A 16,711-nucleotide genomic window follows, 5' to 3' on the forward strand; every position below is an offset into this window, starting at 1 on the left:
CTCACGCCTCCTTGGCGAACAGCGTCCGGCCCCACCAGTCGTCCTTGTCGCGGACGCCGGGCGGGACGGCGAACACGGCCGAACCCACGTGCTGGATGTATTCGTTGAGGCTGTCGCCGGCGAGGTTGCGCTGGACGGGGATGAAGCCCTTGCGCACGTCGCGCTGGTAGGCAAGGAAGAACAGGCCCGCGTCGAGGCGGCCGAGGCCGTCGGTGCCGTCGGTGAAGGAGTAGCCGCGGCGCAACAGGGTCGCCCCGCCGTTGCTGTCGGGGTGGGCGAGCCGCACGTGCGCGTCGGGCTTCATCGCCTTCAGGAACGGCTCGTCGCGCTCCTTGGCCTTGCCGACCGGGGCGCCCTCGCCCTTGTCGCGGCCGAAGATGTCCTCCTGCTCCTGCAGGGAGGTGCGGTCCCAGGTCTCGATGTGCATCCGGATGCGGCGGGCCACGAGGTAGGAACCGCCCGTCATCCAGTCGCTGCCGTCCTTCGGGCCGACCCACACGAACTCGTCCAGGCGGTCGGTCTCGGTGCCCGCGATGTTACGGGTGCCGTCCTTGAAGCCCATCAGGTTGCGCGGGGTCTGCGCCTCGGGGGTGGTGGAGGAGGTCTTGCCGAAGCCGAGCTGGGACCACTTGACGACGACCTTGCCGAAGCCGATGCGGGCCAGGTTGCGGACCGCGTGCACGGCGACCTGGGGGTCGTCCGAGCAGGCCTGGATGCACAGGTCGCCGTCGCTGCGGTTCCGGTCGAGATTGTCGCCGGCGAACTTCGGCAGGTCGACCAGGGCTTCGGGGCGCCGGCCGGCGAGGCCGAACTTCTCGAACAGCGACGGGCCGAAGCCGATGGTGAGGGTGAGCCGGGAGGGCTTGAGGCCGAGGGCCTCGCCGGTGTCGTCCGGGGGAGCCTCGGGCAGGCCGCCGTAGCCGCCGTCGCCGACGGGCTGGCCGGCGGTCATCCGGCGGGCGGCCTCGGTCCAGTCCTTCAGCAGTTGGACGAACGCCTCGCGGTCGTCGGTGGTGACGTCGAACGCGGCGAAGTGCAGCCGGTCCTGGACGGGGGTGGAGATGCCGGCCTGGTGCGCGCCGTGGAAGGGGATGGCGGCGCCCATGTCGGCGGCGGCCGGGGAGGCGTCGTCGGCCGGGTCGCCGCCGCCGCGGGCCGCGGCGACCGCCCCGCCCGCCGCGGCGGCGCCGAGCGCGAGTCCGGCGCCGCCCCAGCCGAGCAGCGACCGCCGGGACGGGGCGGGCTGGGTGCTGTTCGTGTCGGTGGTGTCGGTGGTGTCGGTCATGGCTGCTTCCCCCTCGCTCACTTGACGACGACGGCGGCGGCGAGCTGCGACAGCGGCTCGGCGAGCGCGTTCACCGCGTCCGACAGCTTCTTGCGGTCCGCCTTGCCGACCTTCTCGTACGAGGTGAACTCGTACGACGCCTTGTCCGTGCGGTAGTCGTCCAGCAAGGTGTTCAGCGCGGCGAACTGCTTGTCCAGTTCGGCGGTGAGGTCCTTGTCGTTCTCCTGGGCGACCGGCTTGAGCAGCTCGTAGGCCTTCTGGGCGCCCTCGACGTTGGCCTTGAAGTCGACGAGGTCGGTGTGCGAGTAGCGCTCCTCCTCACCGGTGACCTTGCCGGTGGCCACCTCGTCGAGCAGCTCCTTGGCGCCGTTGGCCATCGAGGTCGGGGTGATCTCGGCCTCGCCGACGCGCTCCTGCCATTCCTTGAGGTCCTTGATGAGCAGGTCGGCGAGCTCCTTCTCACGGTCGCCGATCTTCTTGTCCTGCCACAGGGCCTTCTCCAGGCGGTGCCAGCCGGTCCAGTCGGTGGCGGGGTCCTGGCCGTCCTCCAGGCCGTCCTCGCGCACGTCGACCTTGGGGTCGATGTCGCCGAAGGACTCCGCGACCGGTTCGGTGCGCTCCCAGCCGATACGGGAGAGGGCGTAGGCCTTGCGGGCGGCGTCCAGGTCGCCGTCCTTGACCGCCTGGGCGAACTTCTCCGCCTCGGGCAGCGTCTCGTCGGCCTGGGCCCGGACGTAGGCGCGGTAGTCGGCGACGGCCTTGTCCAGGCGTGCGTCGCGCGGGGCGGCCGCGCCGCCGCCGGTGACCTTCAGGGACTGGCGGATGCCGTCGCCCTTCATGCCGGGCTTGCAGGCGATCTCGTACTCGCCGGCCTTCACCTCGGCGGTGACCCGCTGCTTGGTGCCGGGGCCGATGTTCTCGCGCTCGGTGACCACCCGGTCGTCGGGGAAGAGGACGTAGACCTCGGTGACCTTCGAGCCCTTGTTCTCGATGGCGAGTTCTATGTGTCCGGCGGGCACCTCGTTCGTCGACAGCTCGCAGGCGTCGTCCTTCGCGGTGACGCCGATGACGCGGTCCGAGCTCTCGCCGTCCTCGCTTTTCTCGGTGCAGCCCGTGACGGCGGTCAGGGCTGCCGCGGTGGCGACGGCGGTCACGACGGTGAGGCGGGCGGCACGCATACAGGCTCCATGAGGTGGCGGAAAATGGCCGTGACCGGGGTCACGGGCCATGAGTAGGCTTGCCTAACTTATCTGAGGCTTACCTGAGTGCTACCCACGCGGATGGTGATTCAGCTCTCATCGACGGCGTGCGGGCACGGGCCGATCACGGCACTTTCAAGCCGATCTCAAGCAATGGTCAAGGGGAGGTAAAGCGCGTCTGGGGGGTGGTCCCGGAGCGGGCGGCCCGGCCCGGTGGTTCAATGCCCCGGTGACTGACTACGACGTGCTGCGCGTCTTCTGCGCGCCGAACGGCGGATACGGCAACGAACTCGGCGTCGTCCGCGACGGCTCCCTGCTGCCCGGGCGCGCGGACCGGCAGGCCCTCGCCGCCGGACTCGGCTTCAGCGAGACCGTGTTCGTCGACGACCCCGAGCGCGGCGCCGTCGACATCTACACCCCCACCCTGCGGCTGCCGTTCGCCGGTCACCCCTGCGTCGGCACCGCCTGGCTGCTGGACGTGCCCGAACTGCGCACCCCCGCCGGAGAGGTGGGTGCCCGGCAGGACGGCGAGTTCAGCTGGATCGAGGCCCGCGCCGAATGGGCGCCGCCGCGCACCCTGCGCCAGTACGCCTCGGCCGCCGAGGTGGACGCCCTGCCGGTACCGCCGAAGGGCGAGTGGATCTACGCCTGGGCGTGGGAGGACGAGGCCGCGGGCCGCGTCCGGGCCCGGGCCTTCCCCGGCCGCGACGACGGCATCGACGAGGACGAGGCGACCGGCGCGGCCGCGCTGCTGCTCACCGCACGGCTGGGCCGCGCCCTGAACGTCGCCCAGGGCAGGGGCTCCCAGATCCTCACCGCGCCCCAGCCGCACGGCTGGGTGGAGATCGGCGGACGGGTCGTCCTGGAGCGCTGACCCGCTGACCCGCTGACGGCCGATGCCGTCCCGGAGCGGCCCTGCGCCGCCCCGGGCCCGGCGGGTTCGCCGCCCCGGGCCCGGCGGGTTCGCCGCCCCGGGCCCGGCGGGGGCGCCGTCCGGCCGCCGTCACGGCAGGGTGAGGATGTCCGCCCCGGTCTCGGTGACCACCAGCGTGTGCTCGAACTGGGCGGTGCGCCTGCGGTCCTTGGTGACGACCGTCCAGCCGTCCTCCCACAGGTCGTACTCGTGCGTGCCGAGCGTCAGCATCGGCTCGATGGTGAACGTCATGCCCGGCTGCATCACGGTCGTCGCGTGCGGGCTGTCGTAGTGCGGGACCACCAGGCCGGAGTGGAACGAGCTGTTGATGCCGTGCCCGGTGAAGTCCCGCACCACGCCGTAGCCGAACCGCTTGGCGTACGACTCGATCACCCGGCCGATCACGTTGATCTGCCGGCCCGGCTTGACCGCCTTGATCGCGCGGTCGAGCGCCGTGCGGGTGCGCTCCACCAGCAGCCGGCTCTCCTCGTCGACGTCACCGACGAGATAGGTGGCGTTGTTGTCGCCGTGCACCCCGCCGATGTACGCCGTCACGTCCAGGTTGACGATGTCGCCGTCGCGCAGCACCGTCGAGTCCGGGATGCCGTGGCAGATCACCTCGTTGACGCTGGTGCACAGCGACTTCGGGAAACCCCGGTAGCCCAGTGTGGAGGGGTAGGCGCCGTGGTCGCAGAGGTAGGTGTGCGCCACCCGGTCGAGTTCGTCCGTGGTCACACCGGGTGCGATGATCTTCGCGGCCTCGGCCATCGCACGGGCCGCGATCCGGCCCGCGACGCGCATCGCCTCGACCGTCTCGGGTGTCTGCACCTCCGGACCGGTGTACGGCGTCGGCGCCGGCTTGCCGACGTACTCGGGCCGGCGGATGTTTCCGGGCACGGAACGGGTGGGAGAGAGCTCCCCTGGTACGAGCAGCGACTGGCCAGACATGCCAGCGAGTCTAAGACAGCGGTCATGGGGGACCATGTCCGTGGCGAAAGGAGCCGGACCATGGCCCTGTTCAAGAAGCGCACCGTCGGCAAACCGGGCGAGTGGTACTACTGCCTGGAGCACAAGAAGGTCGAGGAGGGGCCCGAGTGCCCCGCCAAGGACCGCTTCGGCCCCTACGCCACCCGCGCGGAGGCCGAGCACGCGATGGCGACCGCCCGCGAGCGGAACCTGGAGTGGGAGAACGACCCGCGCTGGCACGACGCGCCCGCCCGCGAAGAGGACTGACCCCCGCGACGCGGCCCGGACCCCCGCGACGCGGCCCGGACGTCCGGGTCGCGGCCTGAACTCCGCGACGCGGCCAGATCGTCCGGGCCACGGCCCGAACACCGCTCTCCGCGCTGAGCACTGATCTCCGTGCCGAGCGCCGCTCTCCGTACTGAGCACTGCTCTCTGCGCCGAGCACTGCTCTCCGTGCCGAGCACCGCTCTCCGAGCCAGGGAATCGGCTCCCGCACCGAGGACCGGCCGCCGTGACGGCGACCGCCCCTCGGGCCCGCGCCCTTCAGACCCCGCCCTTCAGACCCCGCCCTTCAGACCCCGCCCTTCAGACCCCGCCCTTCAGACCCCGCTCTTCAGACCCCGCTCTTCAGGCCTGGGCCAGCGGCTGGTCGCCCTCCCGCGGTCCGGTGTCCGCCGCGTCGCGAGCCGCGCGCCCGGTCCGGGCGGCTGCCGCGGCCGCCCGCTGCTCCCGCACTCGCGCCGCGTGCGGGTCCGTGCGGGCGTCGTACGTCATCAGCTTCGGCAGGCACAGCGCCAGCAGGCCCACCGCGCCCGCGCACAGCAGGCCGCCGCTCCACACCGACGCCCGCACCCCCCACCAGGCGGCGAAGCCGCCCGACCGGACCTGGCCCAGCGTCGGCCCGACCGAGTACGACAGCAGCTCGATCCCGGCCAGCCGGCCGCGCAGCTCGTCGGGGATCGTCTGGTTCCACATCACCCCGCGGAAGATGCCGCTGACCATGTCGCAGGCTCCTGCGGCGGTCAGGAACAGCAGCACCAGCCACACGTTCCCGCACAGGCCAGCCGCCGCGACCGACACGCCCCACAGAGCCGCCGACAGCACCACCATCCGCCCGTGCCGGTGGATCCGTCCGGTCCAGCCGCTGGTCACGCTGACCAGCAGGGAGCCCAGTGGTACGGCTGCGTACATCAGGCCCAGCGCCCACGGTGCCCCCAGCTCGTCCGCGAGGAACGGCAGCACCGCCAGCGGCATCGCCAGGAACATCGCGGCCAGGTCGACGGCATAGGTGCCGAGCAGCTCCTTGCGGCTCCAGGCGTACCGGGCGCCCTCCGCGACGGCCCTCAGCGACGGCTTCGCGGCCTCGTGGGCGGCGGGGGAGGCGGCCAGCGGCACGACGAGGGCGACCGACACCACGAACGTCGCCAGGTCCGCCGCATACGCCCAGCCCAGCCCGGCGTACGCCACGACCACACCGGCCACGGCCGGTCCCGCCACCCCGCCCACGGTCCAGCGCAGCGAGTTCAGCGAGGCCGCGGCCGGCAGGTGCTCGTGCGCCACGATCCGCGGCCACAGCGAGTCCAGCGCGGGCCGCTGCACGGACCCCAGCGCCGAGGAGAGCGCGGCCACCAGGTACAGCGGCCACACCGCCGGCTCCGGCGTCAGCGCGTTGACCAGCAGCACCACGCTGAGCACACCCTGCCGCCGCCCGCGGAGGCGGGGGAGTCGTCGGTCACGACCGGTCATGATCTGCGGGGCGCGGCGACCGGTGCAACCGGTTTCTCCCGGCACCGCGTCCGGGCTGCGCGGCCGTCCGTGGCACCGGGTCCGTGGCACCGGGTCCGTGCGCGTCTGTGGCACCGCGTCCGGGCTGCGCGGCCGTCCGTGCCACCGCGTCCGTGGCACCGGGTCCGTGGCTGCGCGTCCGTGGCGCGGCCGTACGTGGCTGTGCGGCCGTCCGCGCGCCGTCTCCCGTCCGGCCGCTCAGGACCGGGTCACACGGGGCCCCGTCCTCACCACAGCGACGGCGGCGGTGCGGTGAGCAGATCCGCGAGCCGGGACAGCCGGTCCCGGAAGCGGCGGCCCCGCTGCGGCGGCCCGGCGTTCTCCCCGGCCGCCGCGCTCACCAGGTGCTGCACACTGTCCAGATCGAGCTCCGCCCCCTCGGGCACCGGCAGCCACTCGTGGGCCGTCGCCGCCAGCTCGCCCCCGCCGCCCGGCCCCAGTGCGAGCACCGTCGCCCCCGCCCGCCGGGCCCCGTGGACCCGCTCCAGCAGCGAAGGCTCCGTCTCCGGCGCCACCACCAGCAGCGTCTGACCCCGCCCGGCCGCCTCGATCCGGCCGAGCCCCACCGCCAGGTGCGCCGGATCCGTCGGGCGCGCCCCGTGCCGGACCAGCGTCGGGGCCAGCTCCGGAGTGCCCGACCAGGCGGACTCGTCCGCCAGATGCGCGGCGAGGTGCCACGGCTCGTACGACGGCGTGCCCACGAGCAGCAGACCGCCCCCGTGCGCCACCACCGACCCGCGCAGCACCCCGGCGAAACCGCGGGTGGCGGCCGGCCACTCCGTCCCGGCGAGCACGTCGCGCAGCAGCGCGACCCGTACGGCGTCCATGCGCCCGCATCCTGCCGCAACCGGCCGCCCGCGACACCCGGTTCGCCGTTCCTTCGCCCGGACCGGGCACCCCCGGCCGGGCCGGGCCCGCCCGTGCCCGGCCGCCCGCGGACCGGCCCCGCCCGACCGGCGGGGTGCCGCGCTACCGGACGTAGAGTCGGCCCATGACCTCTACCGACAGTGCTGTACAGAAGGCGCCCGCCAAGGACCCCTGGGACCTGCCCGACGTCTCCGGGCTGGTCGTCGGCGTGCTCGGCGGGACCGGCCCGCAGGGCAAGGGCCTGGCCCTGCGGCTCGCCCGCGCCGGCCAGAAGGTGATCATCGGCTCGCGCGCCGCGGAGCGCGCCCGGTCGGCCGCGGACGACATCGGCCTCGGCGTCGAGGGCGCCGACAACGCCGAGACCGCCCGGCGCAGCGACATCGTGATCGTCGCCGTGCCCTGGGACGGCCACGGCGCGACCCTTCAGTCCCTGCGGGCGGAGCTGGCCGGGAAGCTCGTCGTCGACTGCGTCAACCCGCTCGGCTTCGACAAGAAGGGCGCCTACGCGCTGCGGCCCGAGGAGGGCAGCGCCGCCGAGCAGGCCGCCGCGCTGCTGCCGGACTCCCGGGTCACCGCCGCGTTCCACCACCTGTCCGCGGTGCTGCTCCAGGACCCGGACACCGAGCGCATCGACACCGATGTGATGGTGCTCGGCGAGGAGCGCGCCGACGTGGAGACCGTCCAGGCGCTGGCCGGCCGCATCCCTGGCATGCGCGGGGTCTTCGCGGGCCGGCTGCGCAACGCCCACCAGGTGGAGTCGCTGGTCGCCAACCTGATCTCCGTCAACCGCCGCTACAAGGCGCACGCGGGACTCCGCGTCACGGACGTCTGAGCCGATGGGGGACACTGGTGGACAGCAGCAGTGTCCCCCGACAGGAGCCGACCCCCATGCCCCGCTTGCTCCCGGCCGCCCCGGCCCGGCGTCTGGCCTACTACGCCCTCGCCGTCTGCGTCCTCGCCGTGGCCGCCGCCGTCGTCTCCTTCTTGCAGGGCAGCCTGCTCGGGATCGTCTGGGTGCTGATCGCGGGCCTGTCGTCCAACATGACCTGGTACTACTTCCGGCGCGGGCGGGCGGCCGGGAAGCCCGTCACGGACTGACCGCCGGCCCCGGAGTGTCAGAGGCCGGCCGTCAGGGGCCGACCGAGCACAGCTCCTGCGAGCCGCGCCAGAACCGGTACAGGTCGTAGCCGCAGTAGGTGTCGAAGTCGCTGATGCCGAGCCCGCGCAGGATCGCGTCGACCATGTCGAAGAACACGCCGTTCAGCGACGGGATCCACAGCAGCGCGAACACGATCAGCAGACCGAACGGAGCCAGCGGCTCCACCTGCCGGCGCACGCTGTACGACAGCCAGGGCTCGACCACGCCGTAGCCGTCGAGGCCCGGCACCGGCAGGAAGTTCAGGATCGCCGCGGTCACCTGGAGCAGCGCGAGGAAGGCCAGCGCGAACCGGAAGTCGCGCGGCACCCCGTCCAGCGCGTCCAGCCAGAACGGGGCCGTGCACACCACGGCGAACAGCACGTTCGTCAGCGGGCCCGCCGCGGAGATCAGGCTGTGCCGCCACCGGCCTTGGATCCGGCCCCGCTCGATGAAGACCGCGCCGCCGGGCAGACCGATCCCGCCCATGATGACGAACAGCACCGGCAGCACGATGCTGAGCAGCGCGTGCGTGTACTTCAGCGGGTTGAGCGTCAGATAGCCCTTGGCACCCACCGAGATGTCCCCGCTGTGCAGCGCGGTGCGCGCGTGCGCGTACTCGTGCAGGCACAGCGACATGATCCACGCCGCCGTCACGAACAGGAACACGGCGACGCCCGGCTGCTCCGCGAAGCCGGTCCAGGTGGCCCACCCGGTCACCGCCGTCACGGCCGCGATCCCGATGAAGACGGGACTGATCCTCCGGTCGCTGTGCCGGCTGGTGGCGGTCGTCATGGCGGGGGAACCTCTCGTGCTCGGGTGGCACGCCCGGGCGGCGGGCCTGCCCGACCGTACCGGCCGCACCGTGACAACGTCACACGAACGGCGAAGGGTTCCCCGCCCCACCCCTCGGAACGGGGTTCCCGCCCCGTCCCCCGGAACCCGCCCGTCCGTCTCTCGGTGCGCGAGCCTCCGGGCCCCGGCCGGCCCCGCCCGTCCGCCGAGCGGCAGGGCCCGCCGCCTGCCCGTCCGCCGCCACCGGGCCCACCGCCCGGCCCGCCCGGGCCCGTCCCCGGCCCCGGGCTCTGCGGGCCTCCACCCGGCGCCCGGCCCCTCCGGGAAGGCCCCGCCCACCTCGCCCCGCCTGCCCCGCCCCGCCCACCTCGCCCCGCCTGCCTCGCGCCGCTCGCCAGGCGTCCCGTGGCCGCCCCGCCTGCCTCGCGCCGCCCACCTCGCCTGCCTCGCGCTGCCTGCCTCGCCTGCCTCGCGCTGCCCGCCAGGCGTCCCGCGGCCGCCTCGCCTACCTCGCGCTGCCCGCCTCGCCTGCCTCGTGCCGCCTGCCTCGCCTGCCTCGCCCCTCCTGCCTCGCCCACCTCGCGCTGCCTGCCTCGCCTGCCTCGCGCTGCCCGCCAGGCGTCCCGCGGCCGCCTCGCCTACCTCGCGCCGCCCGCCCCGCCTGCCTCGTGCCGCCCGCCTCGCGCCGCCTGCCTCGCCTGCCTCGCCCCTCCTGCCTCGCGCCTGCCGCCCCGACCCGCTCGCGGCCGCGGGACGCCTCACCCGCACCCGCGGAAGCCTCACTCGCACCCGCAGGGCCCCGCCCGGAGGCGGCGGACCCGGAAAACCCCGTGCCGAGCGGAGTGGCCGACCGGGGAGAATGGGCCTCGTGCGCTACCGCATCCTCGGCACCACCCAGGCGATCCGTCCCGACGGCACCCCCGTCCCGGTCGGCGGGGTGCGGCTGCGCGCCCTGCTGACCGTGCTCGCGCTGCGGCCGGACCGCGTGGCCCCGGCCGGGCTGCTGGTGGAGGAGGTGTGGGAGGACGACCCGCCCGCCGACGCGCCCGGAGCACTCCAGGCACTCGTGGGGCGGCTGCGGCGGACCCTCGGCGCCGGTGCCGTCGTCTCGGCCGACGGCGGCTACCGGCTGGCGGCCGCCGCCGACGACATCGACCTGCACCGCTTCGAACGGCTGGTCGGCGAGGGCCGGCGCGCCCTCACCGACGGCGACCCCGCCAAGGCCGCCGCCGTCCTCGACGACGCCCTCGCCCTGTGGCGCGGCCCCGCCCTCGCCGACCTGCCCGACCGCACCGCGCGCGCGGCCCGCTGCGACCGACTGCACCTCGACGCGGTCCGCGCCCGGCTCGGCGCCGCCCTCGCGCTCGGCGACGCCGACGCGGCGCTGCCGGAGCTGACCGCCCTGTGTGACACCCACCCGCTCGACGAACCGCTCCAGGCGCTGCGGCTGCGCGCGCTGCGCGACACCGGCCGCCCCGCCGAAGCACTGGCCGCCTACGACGCCGTACGACGGCTGCTCGCCACGTCCCTCGGCTCCGACCCGGGACCCGAACTGCGCGCCCTGCACCAGGAGCTGCTCACCACGGACGCCCCGCCGCCCCCGCCGGCCCCGCCTTCTTCGTCCCCCGCCCTGGCCGCCCCGGCTGCCCCGGCTGCCCCCGCCGCCCCCGCCGCGGCCCGCCCGCGCGGCAACCTGCGGGCCCGGCTCACCTCGTTCGTGGGCCGCGCCGACGACATCGCCGCGCTGCGCGAGGACCTCGCCGAGCACCGGCTGGTCACCCTGCTCGGGCCCGGCGGCGCCGGCAAGACCCGGCTGTCCCAGGAGGCCGCCGAGGGCACGGCCGACCTGGCGCCGGACGGGGTGTGGCTGGCCGAGCTGGCACCCGTCGACGACCCGGCCGCCGTACCCGAGGCCGTGCTCACCGCGATCGGCGCCCGCGAGACCGTGCTGTACGGCGCCGGAGCCGAGACCATCCGCGCCGCCGTGTCCGACCACCACGACGACGCCGTCCACCGGCTGGCCGAGCACTGCGGCAGACGCCGCATGCTCATCGTCCTCGACAACTGCGAGCACGTCGTCGACGCCGCCGCCCGGCTCGCCGTCGACCTGCTCGCCCGCTGCCCCGGCCTGACCGTGCTCGCCACCAGCCGCGAGCCGCTCGGCGTGCCCGGGGAGCGGCTGCGGCCCCTGGAGCCGCTGCCCGAGCCGTACGCGCTGCGGCTGCTCGCCGACCGCGGCGCGGCCGCCCGCCCCGGCTTCCGGCCCGACGACGACCCGGAGGCCGCCGCCGAGATCTGCCGCCGCCTGGACGGCCTGCCGCTCGCCATCGAACTGGCCGCCGCCCGGCTGCGCATGCTCAGCCTGCGGCAGATCGCCGACCGCCTCGACGACCGCTTCCGGCTGCTGACCACCGGCAGCCGCACCGCCCTGCCCCGCCAGCAGACCCTGCGGGCCGTCGTCGACTGGTCCTGGGAACTCCTCGACGCCCGCGAACGCGACGTCCTCGGCCGCCTGTCGGTGTTCGCGGGCGGCTGCGACCTCGCCGCCGCCGAGGCCGTGTGCGGCCCCGCCGCCCTCGACGTGCTCGGCCAGCTCGTCGACAAGTCCCTCGTCGTCGCCGCGCCCTCGGGCCCGGGCGGGATGCGCTACCGGCTGCTGGAGACCGTCGCCGAGTACGCCCGCCAGCGGCTGGAGGAGGCCGGGCAGCGCGCGGCCGCCGCCCGCGCCCACCTCGTCCACTACCGCGAACTCGCCCGCACCACCGACCCGCTGCTGCGCGGCTCCGGCCAGCGCGCCGCGATCGCCCTGCTGGAGCTGGAGTACGAGAACCTGCGCACCGCGCTGCGGCACGCCGTCGCCGAACGCGACGAGCAGGAGGCGCTCAGCCTGGTGCTGTCGCTGGTGATGTACTGGCAGATGCGCGACCTGCGGCACGAGATCCGCCACTGGTGCACCGAGGTCATGCCGCTCGGCCCGGACCCCTTCGCCGAGCCACTGCGGCGCGCCGCACCCGTGTGGGAGCGCCTGACGGCCACGCCGCCGCCGCTCGCCGGGGAGGCGCTCACCGAGGCCCGGCGCGGCGTGCACCTGGCGCACCTGTCCTGCATGGAGACCGAGCTGGACTTCTGGCAGAGCCCGCCCGCGCAGGCCAAGCTGCGGCTGATCGCCGCCGCCTACGAGCCGGGCCAGCCGCAGACCTGCCGGCTGCCCGGCATGCTGTGGTTCTACGCGGTGATGCTCAGCGGCGACGTGGAGCGCGTGTACTCGCTCCTCGACGCCTGCGTGGACACCTGCCGCAGCACGCCCGGCTACGAGTGGGAACTCGCGGCCGGTCTCCAGATGCGCGCCAACTTCCGTGCCAACCGCAGCGAATGGGCCGCCGGCGCCGAACGCGACGCCGACGAGGCGCTGGCGATCTTCCGGCGGCTCGGCGACGACTGGGGCTACGCCGAAGCGCTCTCCGCCCGCGGCGAGACCCGCGAGCGCCGGGGCGAGTTCGAACAGGCCGCCGCCGACTACCGGGAGGCCGCCGGCTACGCCGAGCAGCTCGGCGCCCACACCCACATGGCGGTGCTCTCCGCCCGGCTCGGCAGCGCCCTGCTGGAGGCCGGGGACACCGAGCGCGGGGAGCGCATCCTGCGCGAGGTGATCGACGCCGACGACGGCTCCCTCAACGAGGGCATGCCCGCCGCCCGGCTGTTCCTGTCCTCGTGGCTGTCGGTGACCGGCCGTACCGCCGAGGCGCGGGAGCAACTGCGGCTGCTGCGCGAGGAGTTCCGGCTGGCCCGGTTCGTCGTCTTCGACGCGTTCATCCTGGGCGCCGAAGCCTGGCTGGACGCCCTGGAGGGCCGCCACACGGAGAGCCTGGACCGCATCCGAGAGGCGCTGGAGAAGGCCGCCGACCCGCTGTCGGAGGCCATGCAGCCCAGCATGCGGGCCGGCTATCTGCGGGTCGCCGCGCTCGCCCTGGCCGGGCACGAGCAGGGCCTCCGCGGCGCCGACGCCGCCCGCTGCCTGGGCGCCGCCGACGCCGCGATGCCGCCGGGGCACGTGCCGTCCCTGGTGGAGCGTGCCGTCGGCGAGCGCGCCGAGTCCGCCGTACGGGCCGTGGTGGACGACGCCGCCTACGCCGCGGCGTACGCGCAGGGCGGCGGCCTCTCCCCCGAGGAGGCCGCCGCCCTGCTGTGAGCGCACCGGGCCGGCCGGCTCAGGCCCCGTGCTCCGGCTCCGTCAGCTCTTGGTACGGAACTTGTGGATGGCGACCGGCGCCATCACGGCGGTGATCGCCACCGACCAGCCCACCGTCATCCACAGGGCGTGGGCCACCGGTCCGCCGATCATCAGGCCGCGGGCCGCGTCGGCGAGCGTGGACAGCGGGTTGTAGTCGGTGAAGGACTGCAGCCAGCCCGGCATCGACCGGGTCGGCGCGAAGATCGACGAGCCGAACTGGAGCGGGAACAGCACCAGGAAGCCCATCGCCTGCACGGACTGCGCGTTCTTCAGCGTGACGCCCAGGGTGAGGAACACCCACATGATCGACGAGGCGAACAGCGAGGCCAGGCCGACCGCCGCGAGGGTGCCCGGCCAGCTGGTGATCTCGAACCCGACCAGCACGGCGACCAGCATCAGCACCGCCGTCGCGAACAGCATCCGCGCCAGCTCCACCGCGATCTTCGCGAACAGCACGGAGCCGCGGCCGATGGGCAGGGACCGGAAGCGGTCCATGACGCCGCTGTTGAAGTCCTGGCTGAAGCCGGTGCCGACGCCCTGCGACAGCGTCATGCTCATCATCGCGACCATGCCGGGGATCACGTACTGCACGTACTGGTCCTGACCGCCGCCCAGCGCCTGCCCGATCGAGCCGCCGAAGACGTACACGAACAGCAGCGTGAACACCACCGGCATCAGCAGCGCGTCGAACATCGACTCCGGGTCCTGGCGGATCCACAGCAGGTTGCGCCGCACCAGGGCCCCGGTGTGCCGCAGGTGCCCGCGCAGCGTGATGCGGGTGTCGGCCGGGGGCGCGGCGGAGCCGGCGGGGGTGGTGGTGGCTGTGGCGGCGCTCATACGGCGACCTCCTCGCGGGCGTCGGCGGACTCGGCGGACGGCGGGACGCTCGCCCGCTTGCCGGTGAGGCTCAGGAACACCTCGTCCAGGCTGGGCAGTTCGGTGGTGACGGAGGTGAGGGTGATGCCGAGCGCGACGGCCGCGCCCACCGCGGCGGTGAGCTGCTCGTCGCTGAGCACCGGCACCAGCACGGAGCCGCCGTGCGTGTCGACCTCGGTGCTCGCCAGACCGGTGATGCCGAGCCCGTCCAGCGCGGACGCCAGCTGCCGCGCCCGCAGCGGGTCGGCCGGCCGGATCCGCAGCCGGCGCCCGCCGACCGTGGACTTCAGCTCGTCGATGGCGCCGCCCGCGATCACCCGCCCCCGGTCGACGACCGTCAGCTCGGAGGCGAGCTGCTCGGCCTCCTCCATGTACTGGGTGGTGAGCAGCACGGTCACTCCGTCGCCCACCATGGACTTCACCTCGTCCCACACCTCGTTGCGGGTGCGCGGGTCCAGGCCGGTGGTCGGTTCGTCCAGGAACAGCACGGCCGGCCGGCCGATCATGGAGGCGGCGAGGTCGAGGCGGCGCCGCATCCCGCCGGAGTACGTCGACGCGGGGCGCTTGGCCGCGTCCGTCAGGGAGAACCGCTCCAGCAGCTCGTCCGCGCGGGACCGGGCGTCCTTGCGGGACAGGTCCAGCAGCCGGCCGATCAGGTAGAGGTTCTCCCAGCCGGGCAGCTTCTCGTCCACGGAGGCGTACTGCCCCGTCAGGCCGATCACCCGGCGCAGCTGGCGTGGCTGCCGTACGACGTCGTAGCCGGCCACCGTCGCCTGTCCGGCGTCCGGCTTCAGCAGCGTCGACAGGATGCGCACCAGCGTGGTCTTGCCGGCGCCGTTCGGGCCGAGCACCCCCATCACGGTCCCCTCGCGCACCTGAAGGTCGACGCCGTCCAGCGCCTTGGTCTCGCCGTAGTGCTTCATCAGCCCCCGCACGGTGACGGCGGCGCCCGGCCCTCCGGGCGTGGTCTCGGTTCGCGTCATGGCCACGACGGTGCCAGGCCCCGCCGACACGCCACCGACACGCCACCGACAGCCGACCGACAGCCGACCGACAGCCGACCGACAGCCGACCGGCAGTCGGGAGTCGGCAGTCGGCAGTCGGCAGTCGGCAGCCGGGAGTCGGGAGTCGGGGGTCGGCCGGCGGCCGGACCGACCGGCCACCGACAGCGCGCCGCCCGTCCGCCCGCGCCCCGTCCGCCCGCGCCCCGCCCTCCGCCCTCCGCCCGCCACCCTCCGTCCGTCCGCCGCCCGCCGCGCGCCACCCTCCGTCCGTCCGCCGCGCGCCGCGCGCCACCCTCCGTCCGTCCGCCGCCCGCCGCCCGCCGCCCCACGGGCCGCATGCCCCCGGCCGTCGGCCCCCGGCCCCCGGCCCCCGGCCCCCGGCCCCCGGCCGTCGGCCACCGGCCGTCGGCCCCCGGCCCCCGGCCCCCGGCCCCCGGCCGTCGGCCACCGGCCGTCGGCCCCCGGCCCCCGGCCCCCGGCCCCCGGCCGTCGGCCACCGGCCGTCGGCCCCCGGCCGTCGGCCCCCGGCCGTCGGCCACCGGCGGTCGGCAGCGGCCGGAGGCCGGACACGGCAGCGGCCCCGCCGACGGGGGACGATCGGCGGGGCCGCGGCGTGCCGCAGTGGCTCGGAGGACGAGACCCGGAGGGTCACGGCTCACGGAGGGTCATGGCTCACGGAGGCGGGGGCCGGCCCCGGGCTCGTGGGATACCCGGGCCCGGCCACGCCTCGCCCGGGCTCAGTGGACGGAGTGCTCCTCCAGCGGGAACGCACCGCCGACGACGTCCTCGGCGAACGCCCGCGCCGCGTCACCCATCACGGTGCGCAGGTCGGCGTACTGCTTCACGAACTTCGGCACCCGGCCGTCGGTCAGCCCGAGCATGTCGGTCCACACCAGGACCTGCGCGTCCGTCTCCGGCCCGGCGCCGATCCCGACCGTCGGGATGTGCAGCGTGCGCGTCACCTCGGCGGCCAGCTCCGCCGGAACCAGCTCCAGCACCACCGCGAACGCGCCCGCGTCCTGCACGGCCTTCGCGTCCCGCAGCAGCTGCTGCGCCGCCTCCTCACCGCGCCCCTGCACCCGGTAGCCCATGGCGTGGACGGACTGCGGGGTCAGGCCGATGTGCGCCATCACCGGGATGCCGGACTCCACCAGCAGCCGGATCTGCTCGTGCGACCGCTCACCGCCCTCCAGCTTCACCGCGCCGACCCCGGCCTCCTTCACCAGCCGGGTCGCCGAGCGCAGCGCCTGCACCGGGCCCTCCTGGTACGAGCCGAACGGCAGGTCGCCGACGACCAGAGGACGCCGGGTGCCGCGCACCACCGCGGCGGACAGCATGGCCATCTGGTCCAGGGTGACCGGCACGGTGGTGTCGTAGCCCAGGTGGCAGTTGCCGGCCGAGTCGCCGACCAGGATCACCGGGATGCCCGCCTCGTCGAAGACGGACGCCGTCATCGCGTCGTAGGCGGTCAGCATGGGCCACTTCTCGCCCCGCTCCTTGGCGAGGGCGATGTCACGGACGGTGATGCGGCGGGTGCTCTTGCCGCCGTACAGCGCGTTGCCGGCGCCGGAAGGTTTCGGCACGGGCCGGGCAGCCGAAAGCTGCGTCATCGCAACAGCTCCTTACGTCATCTCGAGGCGCCCTGACGGCGTCCC

13 protein-coding genes and 1 pseudogene are annotated in these 16,711 nt (G+C 74.8%); 5 read left to right on the plus strand and 9 right to left on the minus strand.

Annotated features, from left to right (window positions below):
- Position 1: 1 nt before the first annotated feature.
- Positions 2–1,285: an iron uptake transporter deferrochelatase/peroxidase subunit gene (efeB, locus tag AC5K6T_RS04855; RefSeq protein ID WP_493205941.1), complete on the minus strand. Its 1,284-nt coding sequence runs from the start codon at positions 1,283–1,285 to the stop codon at positions 2–4.
- A gap of 17 nt (positions 1,286–1,302) precedes the next feature.
- Positions 1,303–2,463: an iron uptake system protein EfeO gene (efeO, locus tag AC5K6T_RS04860; protein ID WP_493205943.1), complete on the minus strand. Its 1,161-nt coding sequence runs from the start codon at positions 2,461–2,463 to the stop codon at positions 1,303–1,305.
- A 250-nt stretch (positions 2,464–2,713) separates the two neighbouring features.
- On the opposite strand from efeO, the gene AC5K6T_RS04865 reads away from it, so the two are divergent.
- Complete coding sequence (locus AC5K6T_RS04865) at positions 2,714–3,358, plus strand: PhzF family phenazine biosynthesis protein (RefSeq protein WP_493205945.1); 645 nt, start codon at positions 2,714–2,716, stop codon at positions 3,356–3,358.
- 129 nt (positions 3,359–3,487) lie between these two features.
- Here AC5K6T_RS04865 and map read toward each other — a convergent pair whose 3' ends face one another.
- On the minus strand, positions 3,488–4,345 hold the full coding sequence (gene map / locus AC5K6T_RS04870; RefSeq protein WP_493205946.1) for a type I methionyl aminopeptidase: 858 nt from the start codon (positions 4,343–4,345) through the stop codon (positions 3,488–3,490).
- Positions 4,346–4,405: 60 nt separating this feature from the next.
- Here map and AC5K6T_RS04875 point away from each other — a divergent pair, with 60 nt between their 5' ends.
- Entirely contained in the window at positions 4,406–4,630 is a 225-nt protein-coding gene (locus AC5K6T_RS04875) for a hypothetical protein (RefSeq protein ID WP_493205948.1), read from the plus strand.
- A 360-nt stretch (positions 4,631–4,990) separates the two neighbouring features.
- Here the strand turns inward: AC5K6T_RS04875 and AC5K6T_RS04880 are convergent.
- Both AC5K6T_RS04880 and AC5K6T_RS04885 read right to left on the minus strand, forming a co-directional pair.
- Positions 4,991–6,064 (minus strand): annotated as a pseudogene (locus AC5K6T_RS04880) (MFS transporter); the annotation flags it as partial.
- Positions 6,065–6,375: 311 nt separating this feature from the next.
- Complete coding sequence (locus AC5K6T_RS04885) at positions 6,376–6,975, minus strand: hypothetical protein (RefSeq protein WP_493205949.1); 600 nt, start codon at positions 6,973–6,975, stop codon at positions 6,376–6,378.
- Between the two features lie 164 nt (positions 6,976–7,139).
- Between AC5K6T_RS04885 and npdG the strand changes: the two genes are divergently transcribed.
- Together npdG and AC5K6T_RS04895 are read left to right on the plus strand one after the other, a co-directional pair.
- Positions 7,140–7,847, plus strand: coding sequence for an NADPH-dependent F420 reductase (npdG, locus tag AC5K6T_RS04890; RefSeq protein ID WP_493205951.1), 708 nt, complete (start codon positions 7,140–7,142; stop codon positions 7,845–7,847).
- Positions 7,848–7,903: 56 nt separating this feature from the next.
- On the plus strand, positions 7,904–8,113 hold the full coding sequence (locus AC5K6T_RS04895) for a hypothetical protein (RefSeq protein WP_493205953.1): 210 nt from the start codon (positions 7,904–7,906) through the stop codon (positions 8,111–8,113).
- Between the two features lie 31 nt (positions 8,114–8,144).
- Here AC5K6T_RS04895 and AC5K6T_RS04900 read toward each other — a convergent pair whose 3' ends face one another.
- Positions 8,145–8,945: a site-2 protease family protein gene (locus AC5K6T_RS04900; RefSeq protein ID WP_493205955.1), complete on the minus strand. Its 801-nt coding sequence runs from the start codon at positions 8,943–8,945 to the stop codon at positions 8,145–8,147.
- A gap of 859 nt (positions 8,946–9,804) precedes the next feature.
- Between AC5K6T_RS04900 and AC5K6T_RS04905 the strand changes: the two genes are divergently transcribed.
- Positions 9,805–13,134 (plus strand): AfsR/SARP family transcriptional regulator, encoded by a 3,330-nt coding sequence (locus AC5K6T_RS04905; protein ID WP_493205957.1) that lies wholly within the window; start codon positions 9,805–9,807, stop codon positions 13,132–13,134.
- Between the two features lie 42 nt (positions 13,135–13,176).
- On the opposite strand, the gene AC5K6T_RS04910 is transcribed toward AC5K6T_RS04905, so the two are convergent.
- The 3 genes from AC5K6T_RS04910 to panB all read right to left on the minus strand — a co-directional run bounded on the left by AC5K6T_RS04910 (position 13,177) and on the right by panB (position 16,666).
- The gene (locus tag AC5K6T_RS04910) at positions 13,177–14,013 is read right to left on the minus strand and encodes an ABC transporter permease (protein ID WP_493205958.1); all 837 of its coding nucleotides are present in this window, start codon (positions 14,011–14,013) and stop codon (positions 13,177–13,179) included.
- On the minus strand, positions 14,010–15,035 hold the full coding sequence (locus tag AC5K6T_RS04915) for an ATP-binding cassette domain-containing protein (protein ID WP_493205960.1): 1,026 nt from the start codon (positions 15,033–15,035) through the stop codon (positions 14,010–14,012). Before AC5K6T_RS04915 ends, AC5K6T_RS04910 begins: the two co-directional genes overlap by 4 nt.
- A 758-nt stretch (positions 15,036–15,793) precedes the next feature.
- A complete protein-coding gene (panB, locus tag AC5K6T_RS04920) occupies positions 15,794–16,666 on the minus strand; it encodes a 3-methyl-2-oxobutanoate hydroxymethyltransferase (protein ID WP_493205962.1) in 873 nt (290 codons plus the stop codon).
- Between the last annotated feature and the right edge of the window lie 45 nt (positions 16,667–16,711).

This window comes from Streptomyces sp. B8-7, assembly GCF_058833805.1.